The organism is Thermomonas carbonis, from assembly GCF_014396975.1.
GTDB lineage: Bacteria > Pseudomonadota > Gammaproteobacteria > Xanthomonadales > Xanthomonadaceae > Thermomonas > Thermomonas carbonis.
Genome location: NZ_CP060719.1, coordinates 2878399 through 2899925 on the forward strand (window position 1 = coordinate 2878399; position 21527 = coordinate 2899925).

The window sequence follows — 21527 nt, forward strand, 5'->3', positions numbered from 1 at the left end:
CTTTACGCCGCCGGCAACCCGGACAGCGCCCCCATGTAGCGACGATAGTGCCGCAATTCCTCGATCGAGTCGCGTACGTCACTGAGCGCGGTATGCGCCGATGCCTTGCGCACGCCGGCCAGTATCTCGGGCGACCAGCGCCGGGCGAGTTCCTTGATGGTGCTGACATCCAGGTTGCGGTAGTGGAAGTGGCGCTCCAGCGCGGGCATCAGCCGGTGCAGGAAGCGCCGGTCCTGGCAGATCGAGTTGCCGCACATCGGCGATGCACCAGCGGGCACCCATTCGCGCAGGAAGTCCAATGTGCGCGCTTCCGCCTCGGCCAGCGCCACGCCCTCCTCCAGCACCCGCCGCCACAAGCCGGACTTGCCGTGCTGGGTGCGATTCCAGTCGTCCATCGCCTCCAGCGCGGACAGCGGATGGGCGATGGCGAATTCCGGACCATCCGCCAGCACGTTGAGGTCGCCGTCGGTAACGACGGTGGCAATCTCCAGGATGCCGTCGCGGTCGGTATCCAGCCCGGTCATCTCGAGGTCGATCCAGATCAGGCGATCAGCGTGGGAATCCGCGTTCATGCGCTCGCAAGCGTGGTGGGCTGCGGGCATCATACCGGCTCGACCCCGGAGAACCTGCATGCTCCAGAACACTGGCGCGTTGAGCCACTACGCGATCCTGACCGCCATGCTGGCCCCGGCGTTTTTCCTGACTGCCACCGCTGCGCTGCTGGCGTCGGCCAACACGCGGCTGGCGCGCGTGGTGGATCGTTTGCGCGGCCTGATCGTGGCGTGGGAGCTGGATGCGCCGGACCGTGCCGAACGCGACGAGCAGATCCTGCGCCATCGGCAACGTGCGCATTTGGTCCTGCGCGCCTGTCGCCTGCTGTATGGCGCGGTGGCCAGCTTCGTCGGCACCAGCCTGTCGCTGGCGATGGATGCGTTTCTCGGTTTCCGGCTGGGCGTGGTTCCAACCCTGCTGGCGGTGTTCGGCGTGCTGTTCCTGCTGGGTGCAAGCTTCGCGATGTGGCGCGAAGTCAGCCTGGCGGTTGTCAGCTTCGATGCCGAGCTCGACCAGGAACTGGCGCGACGGCGCAATTAGATCGGAGCCTTCAGGCGCTTCGCTCTGAAGTAATTCGTCAGCATCGCACTGGCCTGCTCGCCCAACACGCCACCCACAACTTCGACGCGATGGTTGTGGCGCGGATCGGCAAGCAGGTCGAACACGCTGCCCGCTGCCCCGGTCTTTGGATCGCTGGCACCGAACACCACCCGCGCAATCCGCGCATGCACGATTGCCATGGCGCACATCGCGCACGGCTCCAGGGTGGTGTACAGCGTGCAACCGAGCAGCCGGTGGTTGCCGATGGCAGCACCGGCCCGCCGCATCGCCACGATCTCCGCATGCGCGGACGGATCGTGCTCGGCGATGTTGCGGTTCCAGCCATCGCCGACGAGATTCCCGTCGGCATCGACCACCAACGCACCGACCGGGATCTCGTCGTCCTCGTCGCGCGCACGTTCGGCGAGGTCCAACGCGTGGCGCATCCAGCGTTCGTCGGTAGAACCCGTCATTCCCACTCGATCGTCGCAGGCGGCTTCCCGGAAATGTCATAGACCACGCGCGAGACCCCACGCAGTTCATTGATGATCCGGTTGGAGACCGTGCCGAGGAAGTCATACGGCAGGTGCGCCCAGTGCGCGGTCATGAAGTCGATGGTCTCGACCGCGCGCAACGCGATCACCCATTCGTAGGCGCGGGCGTCGCCGACCACGCCGACCGACTTGACCGGCAGGAACACCGCGAAGGCCTGGCTGGTGCGGTCGTACAGGCCGGCATTGCGCAGTTCGTCGATGAAGATGTGGTCAGCCTGCGCAAGCAGCTCGGCGTACTCGCGCTTCACCTCACCGAGGATGCGCACGCCGAGCCCGGGACCGGGGAACGGATGGCGGAAGACCATGTCGCGCGGCAGGCCAAGCGCCAGGCCCAGCCGGCGCACTTCGTCCTTGAACAGTTCGCGCAGCGGCTCGACCAGTCCGAGCTTCATGTGTTCCGGCAGGCCACCGACGTTGTGATGGCTCTTGATCACGTGCGCCTTGCCGGTCTTGCTGCCGGCCGACTCGATCACGTCCGGGTAGATCGTGCCCTGCGCAAGCCATTTCGCGTTGGCGAGCTTCTGCGATTCCTCGTCGAATATCTCGACGAACAGGTTGCCGATGACCTTGCGCTTGGCTTCCGGGTCCTGGACACCTTCCAGCCTGTCGAAGTAGCGGTCGGCGGCATTCACGCGCAGCACCTTGACGCCCATGTTCTGCGCGAACATCGCCATCACCTGGTCGCCTTCCTGCCAGCGCAGCAGGCCGGTATCGACGAACACGCAAGTGAGCTTGTCGCCGATCGCGCGATGCAGCAGCGCGGCGACCACCGAGGAATCGACGCCGCCGGACAGCCCGAGGATGACCTCGTCGTCGCCGACCAACGCACGCACGCGGGCGATCTGGTCTTCGATGATGTTGGCGGCGGTCCAAAGCGTGCGGCAGCCGCAGACATCCACCACGAAGCGACGCAGCATCAATTCCCCTGAGGTCGTGTGGGTCACCTCCGGGTGGAACTGCACGCCGTACCAGCGACGCGCCTCGTCGGCCATCGCGATGATCGGCACGCCAGCGGTGCGGGCGATCACGCTGAAGCCTTCCGGCACGGCGGTGACGCGGTCGCCGTGGCTCATCCACACGTCCAGCCTCGCGGGCGTGCCCGGCTTGTCCTTCAGTCCGTCGAGCAAGGCGCTGGCCGCGGTGACTTCCACTTCCGCGTAACCGAACTCGCGATGGTGGCCACCCTCGACCATGCCGCCGTGCTGCATCGCCATGGTCTGCATGCCGTAGCAGATGCCGAGCAGCGGCACGCCGGCATCGAACACCTGCTGCGGTGCGCGCGGGCTTCCAGCTTCAGTGGTCGACTCCGGGCCGCCGGAGAGGATGATGCCCTTGGCGCCGAACGCGGCGATCTCCGCCGGGTCGTGGTCCCAGGCCCAGATCTCGCAGTAGACGCCGATCTCGCGGATGCGGCGGGCGATCAGCTGGGTGTACTGGGCGCCGAAATCCAGGATCAGGATCTTGTCGCCGTGAATGTCCGGGGTGCTGGGCTGGGTCATCGGAATTCCGTTTGCGGAAACGAAGAAGGGAAACTCGCGTCTCCCTTCGTGGATGGCATCAGGACGCGCGGTAGTTCGGCGGTTCCTTGGTGATCTGCACGTCGTGCACGTGGCTTTCGCGCTGGCCGGCGCCGGTCACCTGCACGAAGGACGGTTTCGTGCGCATCTCCTCGATGGTGGCGCAACCGACGTACCCCATCGTGGCGCGCAGGCCGCCAACCAGTTGATGGACCACGCCGCTGAGCGGACCGCGATACGGCACACGCCCCTCGATGCCTTCCGGCACGAGCTTGTCGGCGTCGCTCGCATCCTGGAAATAGCGATCCTTGCTGCCCTTCTCCATCGCGCCCAGCGAACCCATGCCGCGGTAGCTCTTGTAGCTGCGGCCCTGGAACAGTTCGGTCTCGCCCGGGCTTTCCTCGGTGCCCGCGAACAAGCCACCAATCATCACGCTGGACGCGCCGGCGACGATCGCCTTGCCGATGTCGCCGGAATAGCGGATGCCGCCGTCGGCGATCAGCGGGATGCGATCCTGCAGCGCCTCGGCGACCATCGACACCGCGGTGACCTGCGGCACGCCGACACCGGCCACGATGCGCGTTGTGCAGATCGACCCTGGGCCGACGCCGACCTTGACCGCATCCGCGCCGGCATCCATCAATGCCAGCGAGGCATCGCCGGTGACGATGTTGCCGCCAACGACCTGCAACGACGGGAAGCGCTTCTTGGTCCAGGCCACGCGGTCGATCACGCCCTGCGAGTGGCCGTGCGCGGTATCCACGATCACCACGTCCACGCCGGCTGCAACCAGCGCTTCGATGCGCTCTTCGGTATCGCCACCCACGCCGACTGCGGCACCGACCAGCAGGCGTTCGCGGCTGTCGTAGGCGGCATTCGGGTTGTCGGATTTTTTCTGGATGTCCTTGACCGTGATCAGGCCGCGCAGGGCGAACTCGTCGCTCACCACCAGCACTTTCTCGATGCGGTGCTTGTGCAGCAGACCGATCACTTCATCGTCGGACGCGCCTTCCTTGACCGTGACCAGGCGATCCTTCTTGGTCATGATGTGGTGGACCGGGTCGTCGAGTTTCTTCTCGAAGCGCATGTCGCGGCCGGTGACGATGCCGACCAGTTGCCCCGCGGCGTCGACCACCGGCACGCCGGAGATATTGCGCGCGCGGGTGAGGCGCAGGACTTCGCCGATGGTGGTGTCGGGTCCGACGGTGAACGGGTCGCGGATCACCCCGGCCTCGAAGTTCTTCACCCGCGAAACCTGCGCGGCCTGCGCTTCGGCGCTCATGTTCTTGTGGATGATGCTGATGCCGCCGAGCTGGGCCAGGGCGATGGCCAGGCGCGCCTCGCTGACGGTGTCCATCGCCGCCGACACGATCGGCAGGCGCAGCGAGAGGCCTTTGGTCAGGCGGCTGGTCAGGGTGACGTCCTTGGGCAGGATCGTCGAATGCGCGGGGACGAGCGAGACGTCGTCGTAGGTGAGCGCTTCAGCCTGGATGCGGAGCATGCGGGGTCCGGTGGCTTGTGAAGCGCGCCATTCTAACCGGTTTGGGTCGTGGCACGCTGGCCGCCTGGCTCGGCGCTGGTTGCTTTTGATCGTCATTCCCGCGAAGGCGGGAATCCAGTGACTTTGCTATCAGCCGTGTCGCATCTCACGAAAGACGCTGGATTCCCGCCTTCGCGGGAATGACGAGCCTAGGAATCAGCCAGTTCCGCCGCTTCCAGCGTGTTCTGCATCAACGTGGCCACGGTCATCGGCCCCACGCCGCCGGGCACCGGAGTGATCCAGCTGGCACGGCTGGCGGCTTCGGTGAATCCGACATCGCCGACCAGTCGGCCATCGTCCAACCGGTTGATGCCGACATCGATCACCACCGCGCCCGGCTTGACCCAGTCGCCGGGGATCAAGCCAGGACGGCCGACGGCCACCACCAGGATGTCGGCCTCGCCGACGTGGCGCTTGAGCACGTCCAGCGGGGTGAACTTGTGGCAGCTGGTCACCGTGCAGCCGGCGATCAGCAGTTCCATCGCCATCGGCCGACCGACGTGGTTGGACACGCCCACGATCGTCGCGCTCTGTCCGCGCACCGGCCGGTCCGTATAGGCCAGCAGTGTGGTGATGCCGCGTGGCGTGCACGGGCGCAGGCCAAACTGTCGCAGCGCGAGATGCCCCACGTTCTGCGGGTGGAAGCCGTCGACATCCTTGTCCGGATGGATGCGCTCGATCAGCGCCGTCGCGTCGCGGATGCCGGGCAACGGCAACTGCACCAGGATCCCATGCACGCCGGGATCCGCATTGAGCCGATCGATCAGGGTGAGCAATTCCGCTTCGGTGGTGCCTGCCGGCAGGTCGAAATCGAGCGCCTCGATGCCTACTTTCTCGGCGGCACGGCGCTTGTTGCGCACGTAGGACTGGCTGGCGGGATCCTGGCCGACCAGTACCACCGCCAGCCCGGGCCGCGACTTGCCTGCGGCCACGCGCGCATCCACCTGCGCCTTCAGTGTGTGCAGGAGGTCGTCGGCGATGCGCTTTCCGTCGAGGATCTTGGCGGGCATGCGGTGGCGTTGCGCTACAGTCGGGCGCGCATTATCGCCCACGCAGGCACCACCATGACCGACACCGACACCACCGCACTCGAAGCCGCCGCGTTCCGCCGTCTGCGCGACCACCTGATGGTGCAGCGCCCGGACGTGCAGAACATCGACCTGATGATCCTGGCCGGGTTCTGCCGCAACTGCCTGGCCGACTGGTACCGTGACGCAGCACAGGAACGCGGCCTGTCGATGACCCGCGACGAAGCGCGGGAAGCGGTGTACGGTATGCCATTCGCTGAATTCAAGGCGCGGCACCAGGCCGAAGCCACGCCGGAGCAGCTGGCCGCCTTCGAGGCGCGCACGCGCTCATCCTGAGACCGCCGTCGGCCGGCAGCGACCCAGCAGGGGGCCACATGGCGATGATCCACGGCGAATGTCCCAAGTGCGGCAAGCGCGTCTTGCACGTCAACATCGAGAACGTGGTCGGCGTGGCCGATGGCAGCAGCAATGCGCGCTGCCTGAGCTACAGCTGCATCCACTGCCACGTGGTACTGGGCGTGCAGGTCGACCATCGCGCCAAGCCGCGGTCGCGCGCCAAGCCGGCCGCGACCGCGTCCTGACCGGTCACTCGGAACCCTGCAGCTGTCCCTCCAGCGGTGGCTGCAGGGGCAGCTGGCCGGGTGCCGGGCAACGCGGCACGCCGGAACCGACCACGCAGTTCACGCAGCACTGCTGTGGCACCACCTGGTTGGGCAGGTAGCTCGGCGGCTGCACCGGGCCAATCAGCGCGAGTTCCGCCTGCGACTTCAGCTTGAGCAGCACTGCCCAGTCCTGGCGGTTGAAATTGCAGGCACCCTGCGTGTCCGGCGAACATTCCACATCGCCCTCGGTGCGCTGCGGGACGCCCCACAACTGGCCACTGGCATTGAGGTTGAACTGGCGCATGGTGACCGCCTGCTGCACGTTGCCGCCGACCGCATAGGCCTTGCCATCACCGCCCGGGTTGGCCGCGACCACCGCATCGCAATGCATCGCCAGCCCGCTGGCACCACCATCGATGGTGTCCGACAAGCCACGGAAGCCATACACGCGGTTGGTGCGGACGTAGCACAGCAGATCGCCGACGGCCGGGGCGGCGGCCATCGGATCCAGGAAACGGTAGGGGCTGCGCTCGGGATCGACGCGCGCGGCGCGCACGTAGTCGAAATGGCTGGCGGAGCTGCGGAAGCCCGGCACGCCGGCGCGCTGCATCACCCACGAGATGAAGGCCGCCGACCACGGGTTGTCGACCACGAAGCCGCGGCAGCCCAGGCCCGGGTAGGTGCTGTTGATCGCGTAGTTGCAGTCGGTTGCGCCGGACTTGGCGGCCATCGGCGACAACAGGCCCGCGGATTGCCAATAGAACGCGACGCGACGCCACGGCGAGCCGCCATCCTGCAGCCCGCGGCTTTCGGCCTCGTATACGGCGCTGCTGGCCAGCCGGCCATCGGTGTCGATGAAGGGCCGGTTCCAGCGCAGGTGTTCGTCGCAGGCGATCGCGGCGATGCGGGTGGCGACTTCGGCATCACCTTGCCGGCCGCGCAAGGCGGGGCACTGGTCGGCGGACATCGCCCATCCGGAACAGAGCAGCAGGCCGAGCCCGGCCAACCGCATCGACCAGGGCGACCGCTTGCCTGCCCGCTTCGTCTCCACCGCCATCAAACCTCGCCTCCGGCGCAGAACGCCGCGTAATCGACATAACCAGGGAAAGCGCGATCCGGCGCGCAGACCGGACATTGCGGGTCCGGCGACAGGCGCGTCTCGCGAAACCGCATCGCCAATGCATCGAACTGCAGCAGGCGACCACGCAAGGGTCCGCCGATGCCGAGCAGCAACTTGATCGCCTCGGTGGCCTGCAGCAGCCCTATCACGCCCGGCAGCACGCCAAGTACGCCGGCTTCGGCACAGTTGGGTGCGGATTCCGGCGGCGGCGGCTCCGGAAACAGGCAGCGATAGCAAGGTGCCACGCCCCGATGGCGACCGGCATCGAACACGCTGACCTGCCCTTCGAAACGATGCACCGCGCCGTAGACCAGCGGCTTGCCCAGCTTCACGCAGGCATCGTTCAGCAGGTAGCGCGCGGGAAAATTGTCGGCACCATCGACTACCACGTCGATGCCGTCGAGCAGGCGTTCCACGTTGTCCGACGTGATGCGCTCGCGGATAGCTTCGATGGTCGTGCGCGGGTTCAACGCGGCCAGCGCGATCGCGGCAGATTCCACTTTTGGTGTGCCGATGCGTGCCTCGGTGTGCAGGATCTGCCGTTGCAGGTTGCTGCGGTCGACCACGTCGTCGTCGGCGATGCGCAGGGTGCCGATGCCGGCCGCGGCCAGGTAATACGCCGCCGGCGAGCCCAATCCTCCCGCGCCGACCAGCAGCACGCGCGCAGCTTCGAGCGCCTTCTGACCTTGCAGTCCGACATCGGGCAGGCGCAAGTGGCGCGAATAGCGCTCGCTGAAATCGGCATCGACATCGGCGCGTTGCATCGGCAGGCCGGCCGCGTCCCAGGCATCGGTGCCGCCTTCAACGGACGACAGGTTGCGATAGCCGCGTGCTTCAAGGAACAGCGCGACTTGCAGCGAACGCGCGCCACGCTGGCAAACCAGCAGCACCTCGGTGTCGAGATCGGCGATATGCGTGGCGGGATCCGTCTGCAGGTCTTCGCGGACGATACCCCGTGCGCCTTCGACCATGCCCAACGCGCGCTCGTGCGGGGCGCGCACATCGACGAGCAATGCGCCCGCCTGTTGGCGTGCATGTGCTTCGTCGGGACTCAGGATGCGGATAGACATCCCGCGATTATCGCCGATCAATACGTGAGCACTTCGACGACATCGCCCTGTGCGAGCGATATAGCGCCTTCCGCCAGCACCAGCAGGGCATCGGCATCCGCTGCGGCACGCAGGCGATGGGAACCTGTCGCCGCGTTCGGCGTGACCCATAGCGTACCGGTGTCGTCGACCTGCAGCGTCCCGCGCACGAATTCGCGGCGCGCATGCGGCTTTTCGATGGCTATCTGCAGGCGCGCGAATCGACGCGGCCCTTCCGCCCTGCCCTGCAGACCATGGATCAACACACGGCCCAAGGTCAGGAAGGTCGCCAGCACCGAGACCGGATTACCCGGCAGGCCCAGGAACTGCGCTTGCCCCAGCTTGCCTGCCAGCAGCGGCATGCCCGGTTTCATCCGCACTTTCCAGAAATGCACGCGGCCATGTGCTTGCAGCATGGCCGGGATATGGTCCTTTTCTCCCGCCGACACCGCGCCGCATGTGATCACCACGTCGAAACTCGATGCGGCGTCCTGCATCATCGACGCGATGCGCTCCGGATCGTCGGGAAGCGTCGGCCACGCGACCGGTTCCAGTCCTTCCGCGCGCAACAGGCCCATCAGCAATTCGCGGTTGCTGTTGTAGATCTCGCCGGGCTGCAAGGGCATGCCCGCCTCGACCAGCTCGTCGCCGGTGGTGAAAACTGCCACCGTGGGTTTGGCCGAGACCGGCAAACGCTCGATGCCGAGCGACGCCGCCAGCGACACCTGCACGGCATTGAGCCGGGTCCCGGCCCGCAACACCGGATCACCGGCTTGTGCGTCCTCGCCGGCAATGCGCACGTTGACGCCTGCACGCACGCCGGGCGGCATGGTCACTGCATCGCCATCGACCTGCGTGTCCTCGCGCATCACCACGGTATCCGCACTGATCGGCATCGGTGCGCCGGTGGTGATGCGCACGCATTCGCCGGCACCGACATGCAGGCCAAGCGCGCGACCGGCGAACTGCTCGCCGACCAGCGCCAGCGATACAGACTCGTGTTTGCGCAAATCCGCATGGCGGCAGGCGTAGCCATCCATCGCACTGTTGTCGAACGGCTGCAGGGCGATTGGCGCAACGATGTCCTCCGCCAGCACGCGGCCATGCGTGCGCGCCAAAGCGACATGCTCGATCGGCAAGCGATGCGCCGCCGCGACTTTGCACAGGATCTCGCGCGCTTCTTCGAACAGGATCGAGGTGGGGAATTCAGTCATCGGCATAGCCTGCCAGATGCAGGTCCTCCGGCGTGTTGAGGTTGCCGAAGCGCAGGCCGGCAAAGCGCACGCGCGGCAACGGGATCCGCGCCTGCATCGCCTCGATGGAAAACGCGTTTGCCGCGATGGCGGCACGCGCTGCATCGCGCAGTCGCTGCACGCGATACAACGCGACCAGCGGCTGCAGGCCGTCGTCGTCCTCAGCCGCGGCGCCCTCACCACCCGCGCTTGCCAGCGTGCGCAGCAGGCAATCGTTGGTGTTCACCACGTCCACCGGGATCGTCAGCAGCCATGACGTCGTGCAGGCCGATGCCAGCGCATCGATCCCGCCGAGCGGGCCGATGTCGATGACGCGATCCTCGATCGTTGCCAGGCCTTCCGTGCCGTAGCGATGCAAGTCGCGGTTCGCACTGACCAGCGTCGCGCCGCATTCGTTGTTGAAACGCCGTGCGATGCGCAGCACCTGCGCAATCCCGTCGCGTTGCAGCCAGGCCTTGTCGCGACCGCCGAGCCGGCTGCCGCGGCCGCCAGCCAGGATGCCCAGCGTGAGGTCGCCGCGCAGCATCATCAACTGGCTACTTGGCGCGTTTCACACGGCGGATCAGGCGCTGTTTCTTCGCGACCTGACTCTTGGTCAGCACGTTCTTCTTGTCCTTGTACGGGTTCTCGCCTTCGCGGAACAGGAAGCGGATCGGCGTGCCGACCAGCTTGAAGCGCTTGCGGAAGAAGTTCTCCAGATAGCGCTGGTAAGTGTTCGACAGCGACTTCAGGCGCGTGCCGTGGACGATGAAGGTCGGCGGGCTTTCCGCGCCCGGATGGGCGAAACGCATCTTCGGCACATGCCCGCGCACCACCGGCGGCGGATTGGCTTCGTAGGCAGCCTCGATCGCGCGGGTGACATCGGCGGTGCTGAACACCTTGGTCGCCGACGCATGTGCGCGGTGGATCGCGCGGAACAGCTCGCGCAGGCCGGAGCCATGCAGCGCGGAGATGCGCACGTTCTCCGCCCATTCCACGAAGCTCAGCTTGCGCGAGACCAAGGTCTCGGTCTGCTGGCGTTCGTAATCGGTGCGGCCGTCCCATTTATTGATGGCGATGACCAGTGCCTTGCCCGCGTCGAGCACCGCGCCGAGCACGGTAGCGTCCTGATCGGTCACGCCTTCGCTGGCATCCAGCATCAGCACCGCGACCTGGCACTGCTCGATCGCCTGCAGGGTCTTGAACACCGAGAATTTCTCGACCGCTTCCTCGACCTTGGCCCGCCGGCGCAGGCCGGCGGTATCGACCAGCCGGTACTTGCGGCCGTCGCGTTCCAGGTCCACCGCGATCGAATCGCGGGTGGTACCCGGCACTTCCGAGGCGATCATCCGTTCCTCGCCGAGGATCCGGTTCACCAGCGTGGACTTGCCCACGTTCGGACGGCCGACGAAGGCGATGCGCACGCGCGTCGGATCGGTGTCCAGGGTTTCCGTGCTGCCTTCCTGCGGCAGCCGCTCCACCACCTTCGCCAGCACTTCGTCGATCCCGGTGCGGTGCGCCGACGACGTCGGCAACGCATCGCCCAGGCCGTAGCGGGAGAATTCCGACAGCGCCGCCTGCAGGTCGATGCCGTCGGACTTGTTGACGACCAGCAGGGTCGGCTTGGACAGTTTGCGCAGCCAGCGCAGGATGTCGTCGTCCAGCGCCGAGGCGCCTTCGCGGCCATCGACGATGAACAGGATCAGGTCGGCTTCTTCCGCGGCGGCGCGCGACTGGCGGGCGGTGGCACCGGCCAGGCCTTCGTCCTCGCCGGCGATGCCGCCGGTATCGACCAGCACGAACGGGCGCCCTTCGATCAGGCGGCAGACGCCGTAGTTGCGGTCTCGGGTCACGCCCGGCTGGTCGTGCACCAGCGCATCGCGGGTGCGCGTCAAGGCATTGAACAGCGTGGACTTGCCGACATTGGGGCGCCCGACGAGGGCGACGAGGGGGAGCATGGATCAACCTTTGCGCAGGGCGCGAATTGCAGTCACGTGGAACGTGCCGTCCAAGACGTACCGCCATGGGAAAAACGCGACGGCCCCGGCAGGGTAGCCGGGGCCGCAGGTGCATGCCAGCCCGCAGGCTGGCGGAGGCGCTTATTGCAGGCCGAACGCGGCGAGCTGGCCTTCGGTGGTCTGCACTACCACGATGCCGTCGGACACCACCGGCTTGCCGGTGATCGCGCCGCCCACGCTGGAGCGCGCGGCGAATGCACCATCGCTCAGACGCAGCCAGTGAACCACGCCTTCCAGGTCGCCGACCACCGCGAAATCGCCCTGGATCGTCGGCGCGCTCACGTTGCGATAGGCCAGACCCGGTTGCTTCCACAGGCTGCCGCCGCTGTTCTTGTCCAACCCATGCACGTTGCCAGTCGGGTCGGTCACCACTACCGCGGAATTGCTCACGCCGAGGCCACGCGTGCCGCCATTGGCGCTGTCCCACATGATCTGGCCGCTGGGGCCGTCGATCGCCACGGTGTGGTTCTTGTGGCTGGTGGCGTACAGCGTGGTGTTGTCCAGCACCGCCTCGCCATCGACATCGGCCATGCGGTCCAGCTCGCTGCGGCCTTCCGGCTCGGCCACCGGCGTGCGCCATACCGGCGTGCCATCGGTCGTCGACAGCGCCACCAGGGTGCCGTTGTCGTTGCCGACGAAGAGGATGCCCGGTCCCACGGTGATGCCGCCGTTGCCGCGCACGGTCAACGCCGGGATTTCCGCGCTGTAGAACCAGCGACGCTCGCCGGTGGCGGCGTCGAGTGCAGTGACCCGGCCATCGTTGGAATGGACGAAGACCATGCCGCCAGCGACCGCGGGCGCGGCGATGACTTCATTGGAAACCTTGGACTTCCACTTCTCGGCACCGGTGGCGGCATCCAGCGCGATGACATCCCCTTCCAGGCTGCCGATCGCCACCAGGCCTTCGCCGGCGCCGGGACCGCCACTCAACGGCAGTTCCGAGGCGTAGCGCCACAGCGACTGGCCGGTGCGCAGGTCGAACGCGGACACGCCACCTTCGAGCGCCGCCGCATACACGCGGCCGTCAACGATCGCCGGATGCTGGCCGATCCCGAGCTTGTCTTCGCCCTTGCCCAGCGAGGCACTCCAGAGCTTGCTGACATTGACGCTCGGGCTGATCTGCACCAGCGGGGTCGGGTCGGCGGACTTGTCCTTGCCGCGGCCGTCGAAGACATTCTTGATGGTGGTGCAACCGGACAGCACGGCCACCGCCAGCGCGGTGGCAGCGACGAGGCGCAGGGAACGATGCGACGCGTGGATCATCAGGTCTTGTCCTCGGTGTGCGGCGGCGTGCCGCCCGCTTCGATCAACTTCAAGGTGAGCAGGCGGTGTTCCGGGTCGGCGACATCGACCAGCGCCAGTGCCTTCAGGTAATCCTTCTGCGCCAGCGCACGTTCGCCCAGCGCGAACCGCGCGTCGCCGCGTACGTCCAGCATCGACGGGTTCTTGTCGTCGTCGAGCAGCGGCAGCGCGTCTTTGGGCTTGCCGGCGTCGATCAGCAGACGCGCCAGGCGCTGGCGCACGATCGGCCGCAGGTCGGCGTCCACCTCGCGCAGATTGCGCAGGGTGGCGATGGCGTCGTCGCGCTTTCCGGACTCGGCCTGCGCCTTGGCCAGTTGCAGCGCCGCCAGCGTGCCCAGGGTCGGGTTGCTTTTGCCGAGCGCGGCAATCGTGCCGCGGCCCTTGTCCGGCGGCAAAGCGCCGGATTCGAAAGCATCGATGGCTTGGGCGTAGCGCACGCTCGCACCCATCTGCGCCTGCGTGCGCTGCCCCTGCCACCACTGCCAACCGAAGATGGCACCCAGCCCCAAGCCGACGCCTCCGATCAGGCCGATGGCATTGCTGCGGACCCAGCCGCGGACACGCTCACTCTGTTCATGCTCGTTGAGCAGGTCGTCGATCGCCATGCTTTCTCTCGCCCGCCATGCTCGGGCGGGACATTTCTACTGATTGGGAAGTGCCCGCGAAGATCGACCGGACGGTCAATCGGCTGCCACGAGCGAACCGTCGGAGGATACCGCAAAGCGTGCAACGTTCGCGCGGGCAAACGGTGCCAGGTCCACGACGCGGCCGCGGTGTTCAAGCTGCGCCGCGGAAGCGTTGCCGATGGTCAGGCGTGCGACCTGAGCGGCGGCATAACGACGCTCGCTGCCTGCGGGCACGAGGCCCTTTTCGACCGAAGCACCGTCCGGCGCAACCACTTCGAGCCAGCTTTCCGCGCTGGTACGCAGCACGATGTCGATGACAGGAACGGGCTGCACAGCCGGTGCCGCCACTGGGGCCATCGAAGCGACCACGGTGCGAGGACTGGCGGGCGTCGATGTCGCGGGCAGGCTTGCCGCTGGATCTGCCGGCGCGTCCAGCGGGGTGGTGCCTTCGCTGGCACCCGACAGATGCTGGCGGGTCGCCACCCAAGCCGGTACCGCCAGCGACAGGGTCAGGATGATGTAGACCAGTCGGCGGCCGATCTGCTCCGCCCACCACTGCGCCTTCGGCGTGTGCGTGCGGCTGACCAGCCTGGAAGGTTCGATCGGCCCCACATCCAGCGCGGCCATCATCGGTGCCGTGGTCAGGCCCAGCAGACGCGAGTAACTGCGGACCTGGCCGCGCACGAACACCGGCGCGCCCAGTCGCGACCAGTCCTCGGCCTCAAGCGACTTCACCACGCGTGCCGGCATGTGCAGGCGCGCCGCCACGTCGTCCACGCTCAAGCCAGAGGCTTCGCGCGCCAGACGCAAACGCTCGCCGCAGCCGGCAAGGGTCTGGTGGGTATCGTCGGGATGGGCGTGTTTCGAGCTCATTGCGTGCGCGGAGCCGGGCCGGAACCGGAGGGGATCGCCTGCAAACGTGAAAGATAGCGTGAAGCGGCCGCGTTGTCGCCAAGTTTCTGTTCGACCTGGATCGCCAGACTCAGGCCATCCGCATCGACAGGTGCAGCGGTAAGCCAGCGCTCGGTGAAAGCCCGCGCCTCCAAATACTGGTGGCGGGAAAACTGCAGCGCCGCCATGCCGGACAAGGCCGGCACGTTGCCCGGCTCCAGCGTTAGCGCTTGTCGCCAGTTCGCTTCGGCGCGGTCAGGTTGGCCCGCTTGGCGCGCACACTTGCCTGCATTGGCCAAGGCCATGCCACGGGTCGGATAAGCAGGATCGGCGACGGCAGCGTCGAACCAGTCCAGCGACTCCGCTGCGCGACCGTTGCTGCACAACCAAGTGCCGTAGTTGTTGGCGTAGATGCCGGTCTTCGGCGCGATCTCGGCAGCCTTGCCGTAATGCTTGCCCGCAGCCACCCCATCACCGCGGGCATCGGCAATCGCACCGAGCAGGGTATGCGCATCGCCGGAGCGCGGATCTGACTTGAGCGCGCGCTGAGCCATTCCCTGGGATTGCGCGAGGTCGCCTGCCTGGTAGAAGTGGGAAGCCGACATCAACAACTGGGTGACGTCGGTGTCACGACCGCGTGTACTCGAGCCGCTGACATCGTAGGTTGAGGCGATCTTGGTGTATTCACCGCGCGCCGCAGACGGGCGAACGATGGTGAGTCGCTCCAACTGGCTGCAGCCTGAGGCGAACACGCAGGCCGCCACCAGCATCACCTTCGCTTCACGCCGCATCGGACACTCCGGACGCAGCCAGCCGCTTGCGATGCTCGGCCGAGCGACGGGTGCGATCCAGCACCTGCCCCTTCAACTGGCCGCAGGCGGCATCGATGTCGTCGCCTCGGGTACGCCGCACCGGCGCAATCATCCCGGCATTGTTGAGCTGCTTCTGGAACGCGCGGATGGCCTCGTCCGTCGGCCGGGCGAAACGCGTGCCGGGGAACGGATTGAACGGAATCAGGTTGACCTTCGCCGCGTCCTTCATCTGCACGCGGCGGTCGAACTCGCGCAGCAGCTTGACCAGGCCGCGCGCGTGCTCGGGCTGGTCGTTGACGTCCTTCATCAGCGTGTATTCGAAGGTCACCGAGGTGCCGCGCTTGCGCAGCGCATATCGCACGCACGCATCCATCAGGTCGGCGATCGGGTATTTCTTGTTGAGCGGCACCAGCTCGGTGCGCAGGTCGTCGAACGGCGCATGCAGCGAGACCGCCAGCGACACGTCGGACACTTCGCCCAGCTTGTCGATCATCGGCACCATGCCGGCGGTCGACAGCGTCACTCGCTTGTTGGCCAAGCCGTAGCCGAGGTCGTCGCGCATGATGCTCATCGCGCGCACCACGTTGTCGAAGTTCATGAGCGGTTCGCCCATGCCCATCATCACCACGTTGGTGAGCTTGCGTTGCTGGTGGGGCACATTGCCGAGGTGGCGAGCGGCCACCCAGACCTGACCAATGATCTCGGCGGTCGAAAGGTTCCGATTGAAGCCTTGAGTGGCCGTGGAACAGAACTGGCAGTTGAGCGCGCAACCGACCTGGCTGGACACGCACAGCGTGCCCCGACCCTTGTCCGGGATGAATACGCTCTCGATGGCGTTCTTCGCATCCATGCCGAGCAGCCACTTGTGGGTGCCGTCCTCGGATGCCTTGTCCAGCACGACATGCGGCGCATGCACGACCGCCCGCTCTTCCAGCTTGGCGCGCAGCACCTTGCCGAGGTCGGTCATTTCGCCGAAGTCGGTCATGTAGCGGTGATGGATCCACTTCATCACCTGCTGCGCACGGAATTTCTTTTCGCCGAGTTCTTCCTCGAAGAAGCGCTCGAGCGAAGCCCGGTCGAAGTCGAAGATATTGGTCTTCGAAACGGCGGCGGCCGGAGCCGCCGTCGCAGGGTCGCGCACGGCGACATCGCCGATCAGGGCGATGTCGATGTCCGGAGTGCGCGTGTCGCTCATCGGTCGATCAGCGCGCGTGGACGTCGGTCGACGGGAAGAAGTAGGCGATTTCGATCGCCGCGTTCTCCAGCGAATCCGAACCATGCACGGCATTGGCGTCGATGCTGTCGGCGAAGTCGGCGCGGATCGTGCCCGGCGCGGCGTCCTTCGGGTTGGTGGCACCCATCAGGTCGCGGTGCTTGAGCACGGCGTTGTCGCCCTCGAGCGCCTGGATCATCACCGGGCCGGAGATCATGAAGTTGACCAGCGCGCTGAAGAACGGGCGCTCGCGGTGCACGGCGTAGAAACCTTCCGCTTCCTGCTTGGACAGGTGCTTCATCTTCGCGGCCACGACCTTCAGGCCGGCCTTCTCGAAGCGGGAATAGATGTCGCCGATGACGTTCTTTGCAACGGCGTCGGGCTTGATGATCGAAAGGGTGCGCTCCAGCGCCATGGGATTCTCCAGTGAGGCGGGCCGCAAACCGACAGTTCGCAAGCCCGAAGATAACAGAAAAACCCGCGTACTGGCGCGGGTTTGGCCGATATGGCTACGGCGAATTCTAGCCGATGTTGCCGTCCTCCTCCACCCTTCGACTGGCTGGCGATTGACGCCTGCACCGTTCCAGCCTTAGCATCCAAACAAGCGTTTGATTCGACGAGGCGACCGATGACCCTGCCGCATTTCTCGACCAAGGACCGGATCCTGTACGCCGCGGAGGAACTGTTCGCCCAGCAAGGCTTCGCCTCGACCTCGCTGCGGCAGGTCACCAGCCGCGCCGACGTCAACATCGCGGCGGTGAATTACCACTTCGGCAGCAAGGAAAACCTGGTCAACGAGGTGTTCCGCCGGCGCATGGACGACATGAGCCGTGAACGCCTGGCTGCCCTGCAGCGCGCGGTCGAGGCCCACCCGGGCCAACTGGAGCCGATCCTCGCCGCCTTCGTGGAACCCGCGCTGGCAATGGCCCAGGACCGTCACGGCGGCGGCGCCTTCATCCGGGTGATCGCCCGCGCATACGCCGAGAGCAACGACAGCCTGCGCAAGTTCCTCTCCGACCAGTACGGGCACGTGCCGCGCGAGTTCGCCAAGGCCCTCGTCGGCTGCGTGCCGGGCCTGGGCAAGGAAGACCTGTACTGGCGATTGGACTTCCTGTCCGGCGCCCTGACCTATGCGATGGCCGACTTCGGCCTGATCAAGCGACCGGCCGGCGTCTCCGAGGCGAACCATCGCCAGCGCGCCGCCAAGGCACTCATCCGTTTCGCTGCAGCCGGCTTTCAAGCCGACGCCAGCTGACCAATTTCATCAGCTTCATCAAGGAGATACCCCACATGTCTCAGAAATTGCTTGTCCGCCGCGCCGCCGTCCTCGGTGCCGGCGTGATGGGTGCGCAGATCGCCGCGCACCTGGTCAACGCCGGCGTGGACACCGTCCTGTTCGACCTGCCGGCCAAGGACGGCGACCCGAATGGCGTGGTCACCAAGGCGATTGCCGGTCTCGCCAAGCTCAGCCCCGCTCCGCTGGCGAGCAAGTCGCTGGCCGAGACGATCACTCCCGCCAACTATGAGACTGGCCTGGAACAACTCCGCGACTGCGACCTGGTCATCGAGGCCATCGCCGAGCGGATGGACTGGAAGCAGGATCTCTACAAGAAGATCGCCCCGTTCATTCCCGCCCATACGGTACTGGCCAGCAACACATCTGGCTTGGGAATCAACAAGTTGGCGGAAGTTCTTCCTGAAGAACTTCGACACCGTTTCTGCGGCGTGCACTTCTTCAATCCGCCGCGCTACATGCATCTGGCCGAGCTGATCCCGGCCAAGTCCACCGATCCGGAAGTGCTGGAGGGGCTGGAAACCTTCCTGACCAGCGCCCTCGGCAAGGGGGTGGTCTACGCCAAGGATACCCCGAACTTCATCGGCAACCGGATCGGGGTGTTCTCGATCCTGGCCGCGATCCACCACACCGGCACGTTCAAGCTCGGCTTCGACGAAGTCGACGCGATCAGCGGCCCGCTGGTCGGCCGGCCCAAGTCGGCGACCTACCGCACTTCGGACGTGGTCGGCCTGGACACCATGGCCCACGTCATCAAGACCATGGCCGACACCCTGCCCGACGATCCATGGCACCAGTACTTCAAGTCGCCGGCCTGGCTGCAGGCACTGATCGGCAAGGGCGCGCTGGGCCAGAAGACCGGTGCAGGGATCTTCCGCAAGGCCGGCAAAGACATCGTGGTCGTCGACCTCGACACCCAGGATTACCGCCCGGCAGACCGCGGCGCGGCACCGGAAGTCGTCGAGATCCTCAAGCTGCGCAATCCGGCGGAGAAATTCCAGAAGCTGCGCGAGAGCCAGCATCCGCAGGCGCAGTTCCTGTGGGCAACGTTCCGCGACCTGTTCCACTACAGCGCCTATCACCTGGCAGACATCGCCGAAACCGCGCGCGACGTCGACCTGGCGATCCGCTGGGGCTACGGCTGGTCGCTGGGCCCGTTCGAAACCTGGCAGGCCGCCGGCTGGAAGCAGGTGGCGCAGTGGATCGCCGACGACATCGTGGCCGGCAAGGCGATGAGCAGCGCGCCGCTGCCGGACTGGGTGTTCGATGGTCGCGAGGGCGTGCACGCCGCCGAGGGCAGCTTCAGCCCGGCCAAGAACGCCAAGCTTCCACGTTCCACCCTGCCCGTCTACCAACGCCAGCGCTTCCCCGACCCGCTGCTGGGCGAGGTGTTCGCACCCGGTGAGACGGTCTACGAAAACGACGGCATCCGCTTGTGGACGGACGGCGACGACATCGCCGTGGCCAGCTTCAAGACCAAGATGCACACCGTCTCCGACGCGGTGCTGGACGGCCTGCAGGAGGCGATCGGCATCGCCGAGCAGAAGTTCAAGGGGATGGTGATCTGGCAGCCTAAGGAGCCTTTCTCAGCCGGTGCCGACCTGTCAGGGGCACTCGCCGCGCTCCAGGCCGGCAAGATCGCCGAGTTCGAGGCGATGGTCGCCAACTTCCAGGCCACCAGCCAGCGCATCAAGTATTCGCTGGTGCCGGTGGTCGCGGCGGTGCGCGGACTCGCGCTGGGCGGCGGCTGCGAGTTCCAGATGCACAGCGCCCGCAGCGTGGCCCACCTGGAAAGCTACATCGGCCTGGTCGAAGCCGGGGTCGGCCTGCTGCCGGCCGGTGGCGGCCTCAAGGAAATCGCAGTGCGCGCCTCGCAGGCGGCGGGACCGGGCGGCGACGTCTTCGCCGAACTGAAGAAGACCTTCGAGACCGTGGCGATGGCAAAGGTCTCGGCCTCGGCTTTTGAAGCCAAGGAATTGGGCCTGATGCGCGCGGCCGACAAGGTCGTGTTCAACGCCTATGAACTGCTGCACATCGCCAGGCAGGAAGCCGCCGCATTGGCCGACACCGGCTATCGCCCGCCGCTGCCGGCGCGTCGCATCCAGGTGGGCGGCGACGTCGGCATCGCCACCTTCAAGATGATGCTGGTGAACATGCTGGAAGGCCGCTTCATCAGTCCGTACGACTACGAGATCGCCGTGCGCATCGCCACCGTGCTGTGCGGCGGCGAGATCGACCGTGGGTCGCTGGTGGACGAGGAATGGCTGCTCAAGCTCGAGCGCCAGCACTTCGTGGAACTGGCGCAGCAGGAAAAAACCCAGGCCCGCATCGCCCACATGCTGAAGACCGGCAAGCCGCTGCGCAATTGAGCGACGACAAAGGACCCAACCCCATGAGCAAGCAAGTACAAGACGCCTATATCGTCGCCGCCACTCGCACACCGGTCGGCAAGGCACCCAAAGGCGTGTTCCGCAATACCCGTCCCGACGACATGCTGGCCCACGTGCTGAAGTCGGTGGTGGCGCAGGCACCGGGCATCGACCTCAACCGCATCGACGACGCCATCATCGGCTGCGCCATGCCCGAGGGCGAGCAAGGCATGAACGTGGCGCGCATCGGCCTGCTGCTTGCCGGCCTCCCGAATACCATCGCCGCGCAGACCATCAACCGCTTCTGTTCGTCCGGCCTGCAGGCCGTGGCAATGGCCGCGGACCAGATCCGCCTGGGCAACGCCGACCTGATGCTGGCCGGCGGCACCGAATCGATGTCGATGGTGCCGATGATGGGCAACAAGATCGCGATGGCACCCAGCGTGTTCGACAACGACCACGTGGCGATCGCCTACGGCATGGGCATCACCGCCGAAAAGGTCGCCGAGGAATGGAAGATCTCGCGCGAAGACCAGGACGCGTTCGCGGTGGCCTCGCACCAGAAAGCGCTGGCCGCGCAGGCCGCTGGCGAGTTCCGCGAGGAGATCAGCGCCTACGAAGTGATCTCGCGCCAGCCGGACCTGGCCGGCGACACGGTGCGCCTGAAGAAACTGCTGGTCGAACACGACGAAGGCCCGCGTGCGGATACATCGCTGGAAGGCTTGGCCAGGCTGCGCACGGTATTCCGCAATCAGCAGTTTGGTGGCACCGTGACCGCAGGTACCGCCTCGCAGATGAGCGATGGCGCCGCAGGCGTGCTGCTGGCGTCGGAGCAGGCGATCAAGGACTACGGCCTGACCCCGCTCGCCCGCTTCGTCAGCTTCTCGGTCGCCGGCGTGCGCCCGGAAGTGATGGGCATCGGCCCGATCGCGGCGATCCCGAAGGCGCTCAAGCAGGCCGGCCTGACCAAGGATCAACTGGACTGGATCGAACTCAACGAAGCATTCGCCGCGCAAGCGCTGGCGGTCATCCGCGACAGCGACCTCGATGCATCGAAGATCAATCCGCTGGGCGGTGCGATCGCATTGGGCCACCCGCTGGGCGCGACCGGCGCGATCCGCACCGCGACCATCGTCCACGGCATGCGCCGCCACCAGAAGAAGTACGGCATGGTGACCATGTGCATCGGCACCGGCATGGGCGCGGCCGGGATTTTCGAAGCGCTCTGA

22 protein-coding genes are annotated in these 21527 nt (G+C 66.4%); 6 read left to right on the forward strand and 16 right to left on the reverse strand.

Features of this window, described 5'->3' with window-relative positions:
- Positions 1 to 2: 2 nt before the first annotated feature.
- Positions 3 to 572 (reverse strand): oligoribonuclease, encoded by a 570-nt coding sequence (orn, locus tag H9L16_RS13380; protein WP_187552156.1) that lies wholly within the window; start codon positions 570 to 572, stop codon positions 3 to 5.
- 58 nt (positions 573 to 630) lie between these two features.
- Between orn and H9L16_RS13385 the strand changes: the two genes are divergently transcribed.
- Positions 631 to 1092, forward strand: a complete 462-nt coding sequence (locus H9L16_RS13385; RefSeq protein ID WP_187552157.1) for a DUF2721 domain-containing protein — start codon at positions 631 to 633, stop codon at positions 1090 to 1092.
- Here the strand turns inward: H9L16_RS13385 and tadA are convergent.
- From tadA to folD, 4 genes are all read right to left on the reverse strand, one after another.
- The gene (gene tadA / locus H9L16_RS13390) at positions 1089 to 1565 is read right to left on the reverse strand and encodes a tRNA adenosine(34) deaminase TadA (RefSeq protein WP_187552158.1); all 477 of its coding nucleotides are present in this window, start codon (positions 1563 to 1565) and stop codon (positions 1089 to 1091) included. The genes H9L16_RS13385 and tadA overlap by 4 nt on opposite strands.
- Positions 1562 to 3145, reverse strand: a complete 1584-nt coding sequence (gene guaA, locus H9L16_RS13395; protein ID WP_187552159.1) for a glutamine-hydrolyzing GMP synthase — start codon at positions 3143 to 3145, stop codon at positions 1562 to 1564. The genes tadA and guaA overlap by 4 nt, the downstream gene beginning before the upstream one ends.
- 58 nt (positions 3146 to 3203) lie before the next feature.
- Positions 3204 to 4664 carry an IMP dehydrogenase gene (guaB, locus tag H9L16_RS13400; RefSeq protein WP_187552160.1) on the reverse strand — a complete coding sequence of 487 codons (1461 nt, stop codon included), beginning with the start codon at positions 4662 to 4664 and terminating at the stop codon, positions 3204 to 3206.
- A 188-nt stretch (positions 4665 to 4852) separates the two neighbouring features.
- Entirely contained in the window at positions 4853 to 5713 is an 861-nt protein-coding gene (gene folD / locus H9L16_RS13405) for a bifunctional methylenetetrahydrofolate dehydrogenase/methenyltetrahydrofolate cyclohydrolase FolD (protein WP_187552161.1), read from the reverse strand.
- Positions 5714 to 5767: 54 nt separating this feature from the next.
- Here folD and H9L16_RS13410 point away from each other — a divergent pair, with 54 nt between their 5' ends.
- Both H9L16_RS13410 and H9L16_RS13415 read left to right on the forward strand, forming a co-directional pair.
- The gene (locus H9L16_RS13410) at positions 5768 to 6067 is read left to right on the forward strand and encodes a DUF1244 domain-containing protein (protein ID WP_187552162.1); all 300 of its coding nucleotides are present in this window, start codon (positions 5768 to 5770) and stop codon (positions 6065 to 6067) included.
- A gap of 38 nt (positions 6068 to 6105) precedes the next feature.
- A complete protein-coding gene (locus tag H9L16_RS13415; RefSeq protein WP_187552163.1) occupies positions 6106 to 6312 on the forward strand; it encodes a hypothetical protein in 207 nt (68 codons plus the stop codon).
- 4 nt (positions 6313 to 6316) lie between these two features.
- Here H9L16_RS13415 and H9L16_RS13420 read toward each other — a convergent pair whose 3' ends face one another.
- The 11 genes from H9L16_RS13420 to ndk all read right to left on the reverse strand — a co-directional run bounded on the left by H9L16_RS13420 (position 6317) and on the right by ndk (position 17050).
- On the reverse strand, positions 6317 to 7390 hold the full coding sequence (locus H9L16_RS13420) for a DUF2272 domain-containing protein (RefSeq protein WP_187552164.1): 1074 nt from the start codon (positions 7388 to 7390) through the stop codon (positions 6317 to 6319).
- Complete coding sequence (gene moeB, locus H9L16_RS13425) at positions 7390 to 8523, reverse strand: molybdopterin-synthase adenylyltransferase MoeB (RefSeq protein WP_187552165.1); 1134 nt, start codon at positions 8521 to 8523, stop codon at positions 7390 to 7392. The genes H9L16_RS13420 and moeB overlap by 1 nt, the downstream gene beginning before the upstream one ends.
- A gap of 17 nt (positions 8524 to 8540) precedes the next feature.
- Positions 8541 to 9755, reverse strand: coding sequence for a molybdopterin molybdotransferase MoeA (locus H9L16_RS13430; RefSeq protein ID WP_187552166.1), 1215 nt, complete (start codon positions 9753 to 9755; stop codon positions 8541 to 8543).
- Entirely contained in the window at positions 9748 to 10323 is a 576-nt protein-coding gene (gene mobA, locus H9L16_RS13435) for a molybdenum cofactor guanylyltransferase (protein ID WP_187552167.1), read from the reverse strand. The genes H9L16_RS13430 and mobA overlap by 8 nt, the downstream gene beginning before the upstream one ends.
- A 7-nt stretch (positions 10324 to 10330) precedes the next feature.
- Positions 10331 to 11731: a ribosome biogenesis GTPase Der gene (gene der, locus H9L16_RS13440; protein ID WP_187552168.1), complete on the reverse strand. Its 1401-nt coding sequence runs from the start codon at positions 11729 to 11731 to the stop codon at positions 10331 to 10333.
- 141 nt (positions 11732 to 11872) lie between these two features.
- Positions 11873 to 13054, reverse strand: coding sequence for an outer membrane protein assembly factor BamB (gene bamB, locus H9L16_RS13445; protein ID WP_187552169.1), 1182 nt, complete (start codon positions 13052 to 13054; stop codon positions 11873 to 11875).
- Entirely contained in the window at positions 13054 to 13698 is a 645-nt protein-coding gene (locus tag H9L16_RS13450) for a YfgM family protein (RefSeq protein WP_187552170.1), read from the reverse strand. Before H9L16_RS13450 ends, bamB begins: the two co-directional genes overlap by 1 nt.
- A gap of 75 nt (positions 13699 to 13773) precedes the next feature.
- Positions 13774 to 14592 (reverse strand): RodZ domain-containing protein, encoded by an 819-nt coding sequence (locus tag H9L16_RS13455; RefSeq protein WP_187552171.1) that lies wholly within the window; start codon positions 14590 to 14592, stop codon positions 13774 to 13776.
- Entirely contained in the window at positions 14589 to 15401 is an 813-nt protein-coding gene (locus H9L16_RS13460; protein ID WP_187552172.1) for a tetratricopeptide repeat protein, read from the reverse strand. Before H9L16_RS13460 ends, H9L16_RS13455 begins: the two co-directional genes overlap by 4 nt.
- A complete protein-coding gene (gene rlmN, locus H9L16_RS13465) occupies positions 15391 to 16617 on the reverse strand; it encodes a dual-specificity RNA methyltransferase RlmN (RefSeq protein ID WP_187552173.1) in 1227 nt (408 codons plus the stop codon). Before rlmN ends, H9L16_RS13460 begins: the two co-directional genes overlap by 11 nt.
- Positions 16618 to 16624: 7 nt before the next feature.
- Complete coding sequence (gene ndk, locus H9L16_RS13470; protein ID WP_187552174.1) at positions 16625 to 17050, reverse strand: nucleoside-diphosphate kinase; 426 nt, start codon at positions 17048 to 17050, stop codon at positions 16625 to 16627.
- Positions 17051 to 17263: 213 nt separating this feature from the next.
- On the opposite strand from ndk, the gene H9L16_RS13475 reads away from it, so the two are divergent.
- Genes H9L16_RS13475 through H9L16_RS13485 form a run of 3 tightly spaced genes read left to right on the forward strand, consistent with a single transcriptional unit; the run spans position 17264 to position 21527 of the window.
- Entirely contained in the window at positions 17264 to 17890 is a 627-nt protein-coding gene (locus H9L16_RS13475; RefSeq protein ID WP_187552175.1) for a TetR/AcrR family transcriptional regulator, read from the forward strand.
- Between the two features lie 35 nt (positions 17891 to 17925).
- Entirely contained in the window at positions 17926 to 20298 is a 2373-nt protein-coding gene (locus H9L16_RS13480) for a 3-hydroxyacyl-CoA dehydrogenase/enoyl-CoA hydratase family protein (protein WP_187552176.1), read from the forward strand.
- Positions 20299 to 20321: 23 nt separating this feature from the next.
- Positions 20322 to 21527, forward strand: a complete 1206-nt coding sequence (locus H9L16_RS13485; RefSeq protein WP_187552177.1) for an acetyl-CoA C-acyltransferase — start codon at positions 20322 to 20324, stop codon at positions 21525 to 21527.

Excerpts from the sequence above, each read along its gene's own strand:
- H9L16_RS13485 (WP_187552177.1), top strand. The coding sequence starts at position 20,322 with ATGAGCAAGCAAGTACAAGACGCCTATATCGTCGCCGCCACTCGCACA.
- H9L16_RS13480 (WP_187552176.1), top strand. The coding sequence starts at position 17,926 with ATGTCTCAGAAATTGCTTGTCCGCCGCGCCGCCGTCCTCGGTGCCGGC.
- H9L16_RS13415 (WP_187552163.1), top strand. The coding sequence starts at position 6,106 with ATGGCGATGATCCACGGCGAATGTCCCAAGTGCGGCAAGCGCGTCTTG.
- guaB (WP_187552160.1), bottom strand. The coding sequence starts at position 4,664 with ATGCTCCGCATCCAGGCTGAAGCGCTCACCTACGACGACGTCTCGCTC.
- H9L16_RS13450 (WP_187552170.1), bottom strand. The coding sequence starts at position 13,698 with ATGGCGATCGACGACCTGCTCAACGAGCATGAACAGAGTGAGCGTGTC.
- bamB (WP_187552169.1), bottom strand. The coding sequence starts at position 13,054 with ATGATCCACGCGTCGCATCGTTCCCTGCGCCTCGTCGCTGCCACCGCG.
- H9L16_RS13385 (WP_187552157.1), top strand. The coding sequence starts at position 631 with ATGCTCCAGAACACTGGCGCGTTGAGCCACTACGCGATCCTGACCGCC.
- moeB (WP_187552165.1), bottom strand. The coding sequence starts at position 8,523 with ATGTCTATCCGCATCCTGAGTCCCGACGAAGCACATGCACGCCAACAG.
- H9L16_RS13410 (WP_187552162.1), top strand. The coding sequence starts at position 5,768 with ATGACCGACACCGACACCACCGCACTCGAAGCCGCCGCGTTCCGCCGT.
- tadA (WP_187552158.1), bottom strand. The coding sequence starts at position 1,565 with ATGACGGGTTCTACCGACGAACGCTGGATGCGCCACGCGTTGGACCTC.
- ndk (WP_187552174.1), bottom strand. The coding sequence starts at position 17,050 with ATGGCGCTGGAGCGCACCCTTTCGATCATCAAGCCCGACGCCGTTGCA.
- folD (WP_187552161.1), bottom strand. The coding sequence starts at position 5,713 with ATGCCCGCCAAGATCCTCGACGGAAAGCGCATCGCCGACGACCTCCTG.
- rlmN (WP_187552173.1), bottom strand. The coding sequence starts at position 16,617 with ATGAGCGACACGCGCACTCCGGACATCGACATCGCCCTGATCGGCGAT.
- H9L16_RS13430 (WP_187552166.1), bottom strand. The coding sequence starts at position 9,755 with ATGACTGAATTCCCCACCTCGATCCTGTTCGAAGAAGCGCGCGAGATC.
- der (WP_187552168.1), bottom strand. The coding sequence starts at position 11,731 with ATGCTCCCCCTCGTCGCCCTCGTCGGGCGCCCCAATGTCGGCAAGTCC.
- guaA (WP_187552159.1), bottom strand. The coding sequence starts at position 3,145 with ATGACCCAGCCCAGCACCCCGGACATTCACGGCGACAAGATCCTGATC.
- H9L16_RS13460 (WP_187552172.1), bottom strand. The coding sequence starts at position 15,401 with ATGCGGCGTGAAGCGAAGGTGATGCTGGTGGCGGCCTGCGTGTTCGCC.
- mobA (WP_187552167.1), bottom strand. The coding sequence starts at position 10,323 with ATGATGCTGCGCGGCGACCTCACGCTGGGCATCCTGGCTGGCGGCCGC.
- H9L16_RS13475 (WP_187552175.1), top strand. The coding sequence starts at position 17,264 with ATGACCCTGCCGCATTTCTCGACCAAGGACCGGATCCTGTACGCCGCG.
- H9L16_RS13455 (WP_187552171.1), bottom strand. The coding sequence starts at position 14,592 with ATGAGCTCGAAACACGCCCATCCCGACGATACCCACCAGACCCTTGCC.
- orn (WP_187552156.1), bottom strand. The coding sequence starts at position 572 with ATGAACGCGGATTCCCACGCTGATCGCCTGATCTGGATCGACCTCGAG.
- H9L16_RS13420 (WP_187552164.1), bottom strand. The coding sequence starts at position 7,390 with ATGGCGGTGGAGACGAAGCGGGCAGGCAAGCGGTCGCCCTGGTCGATG.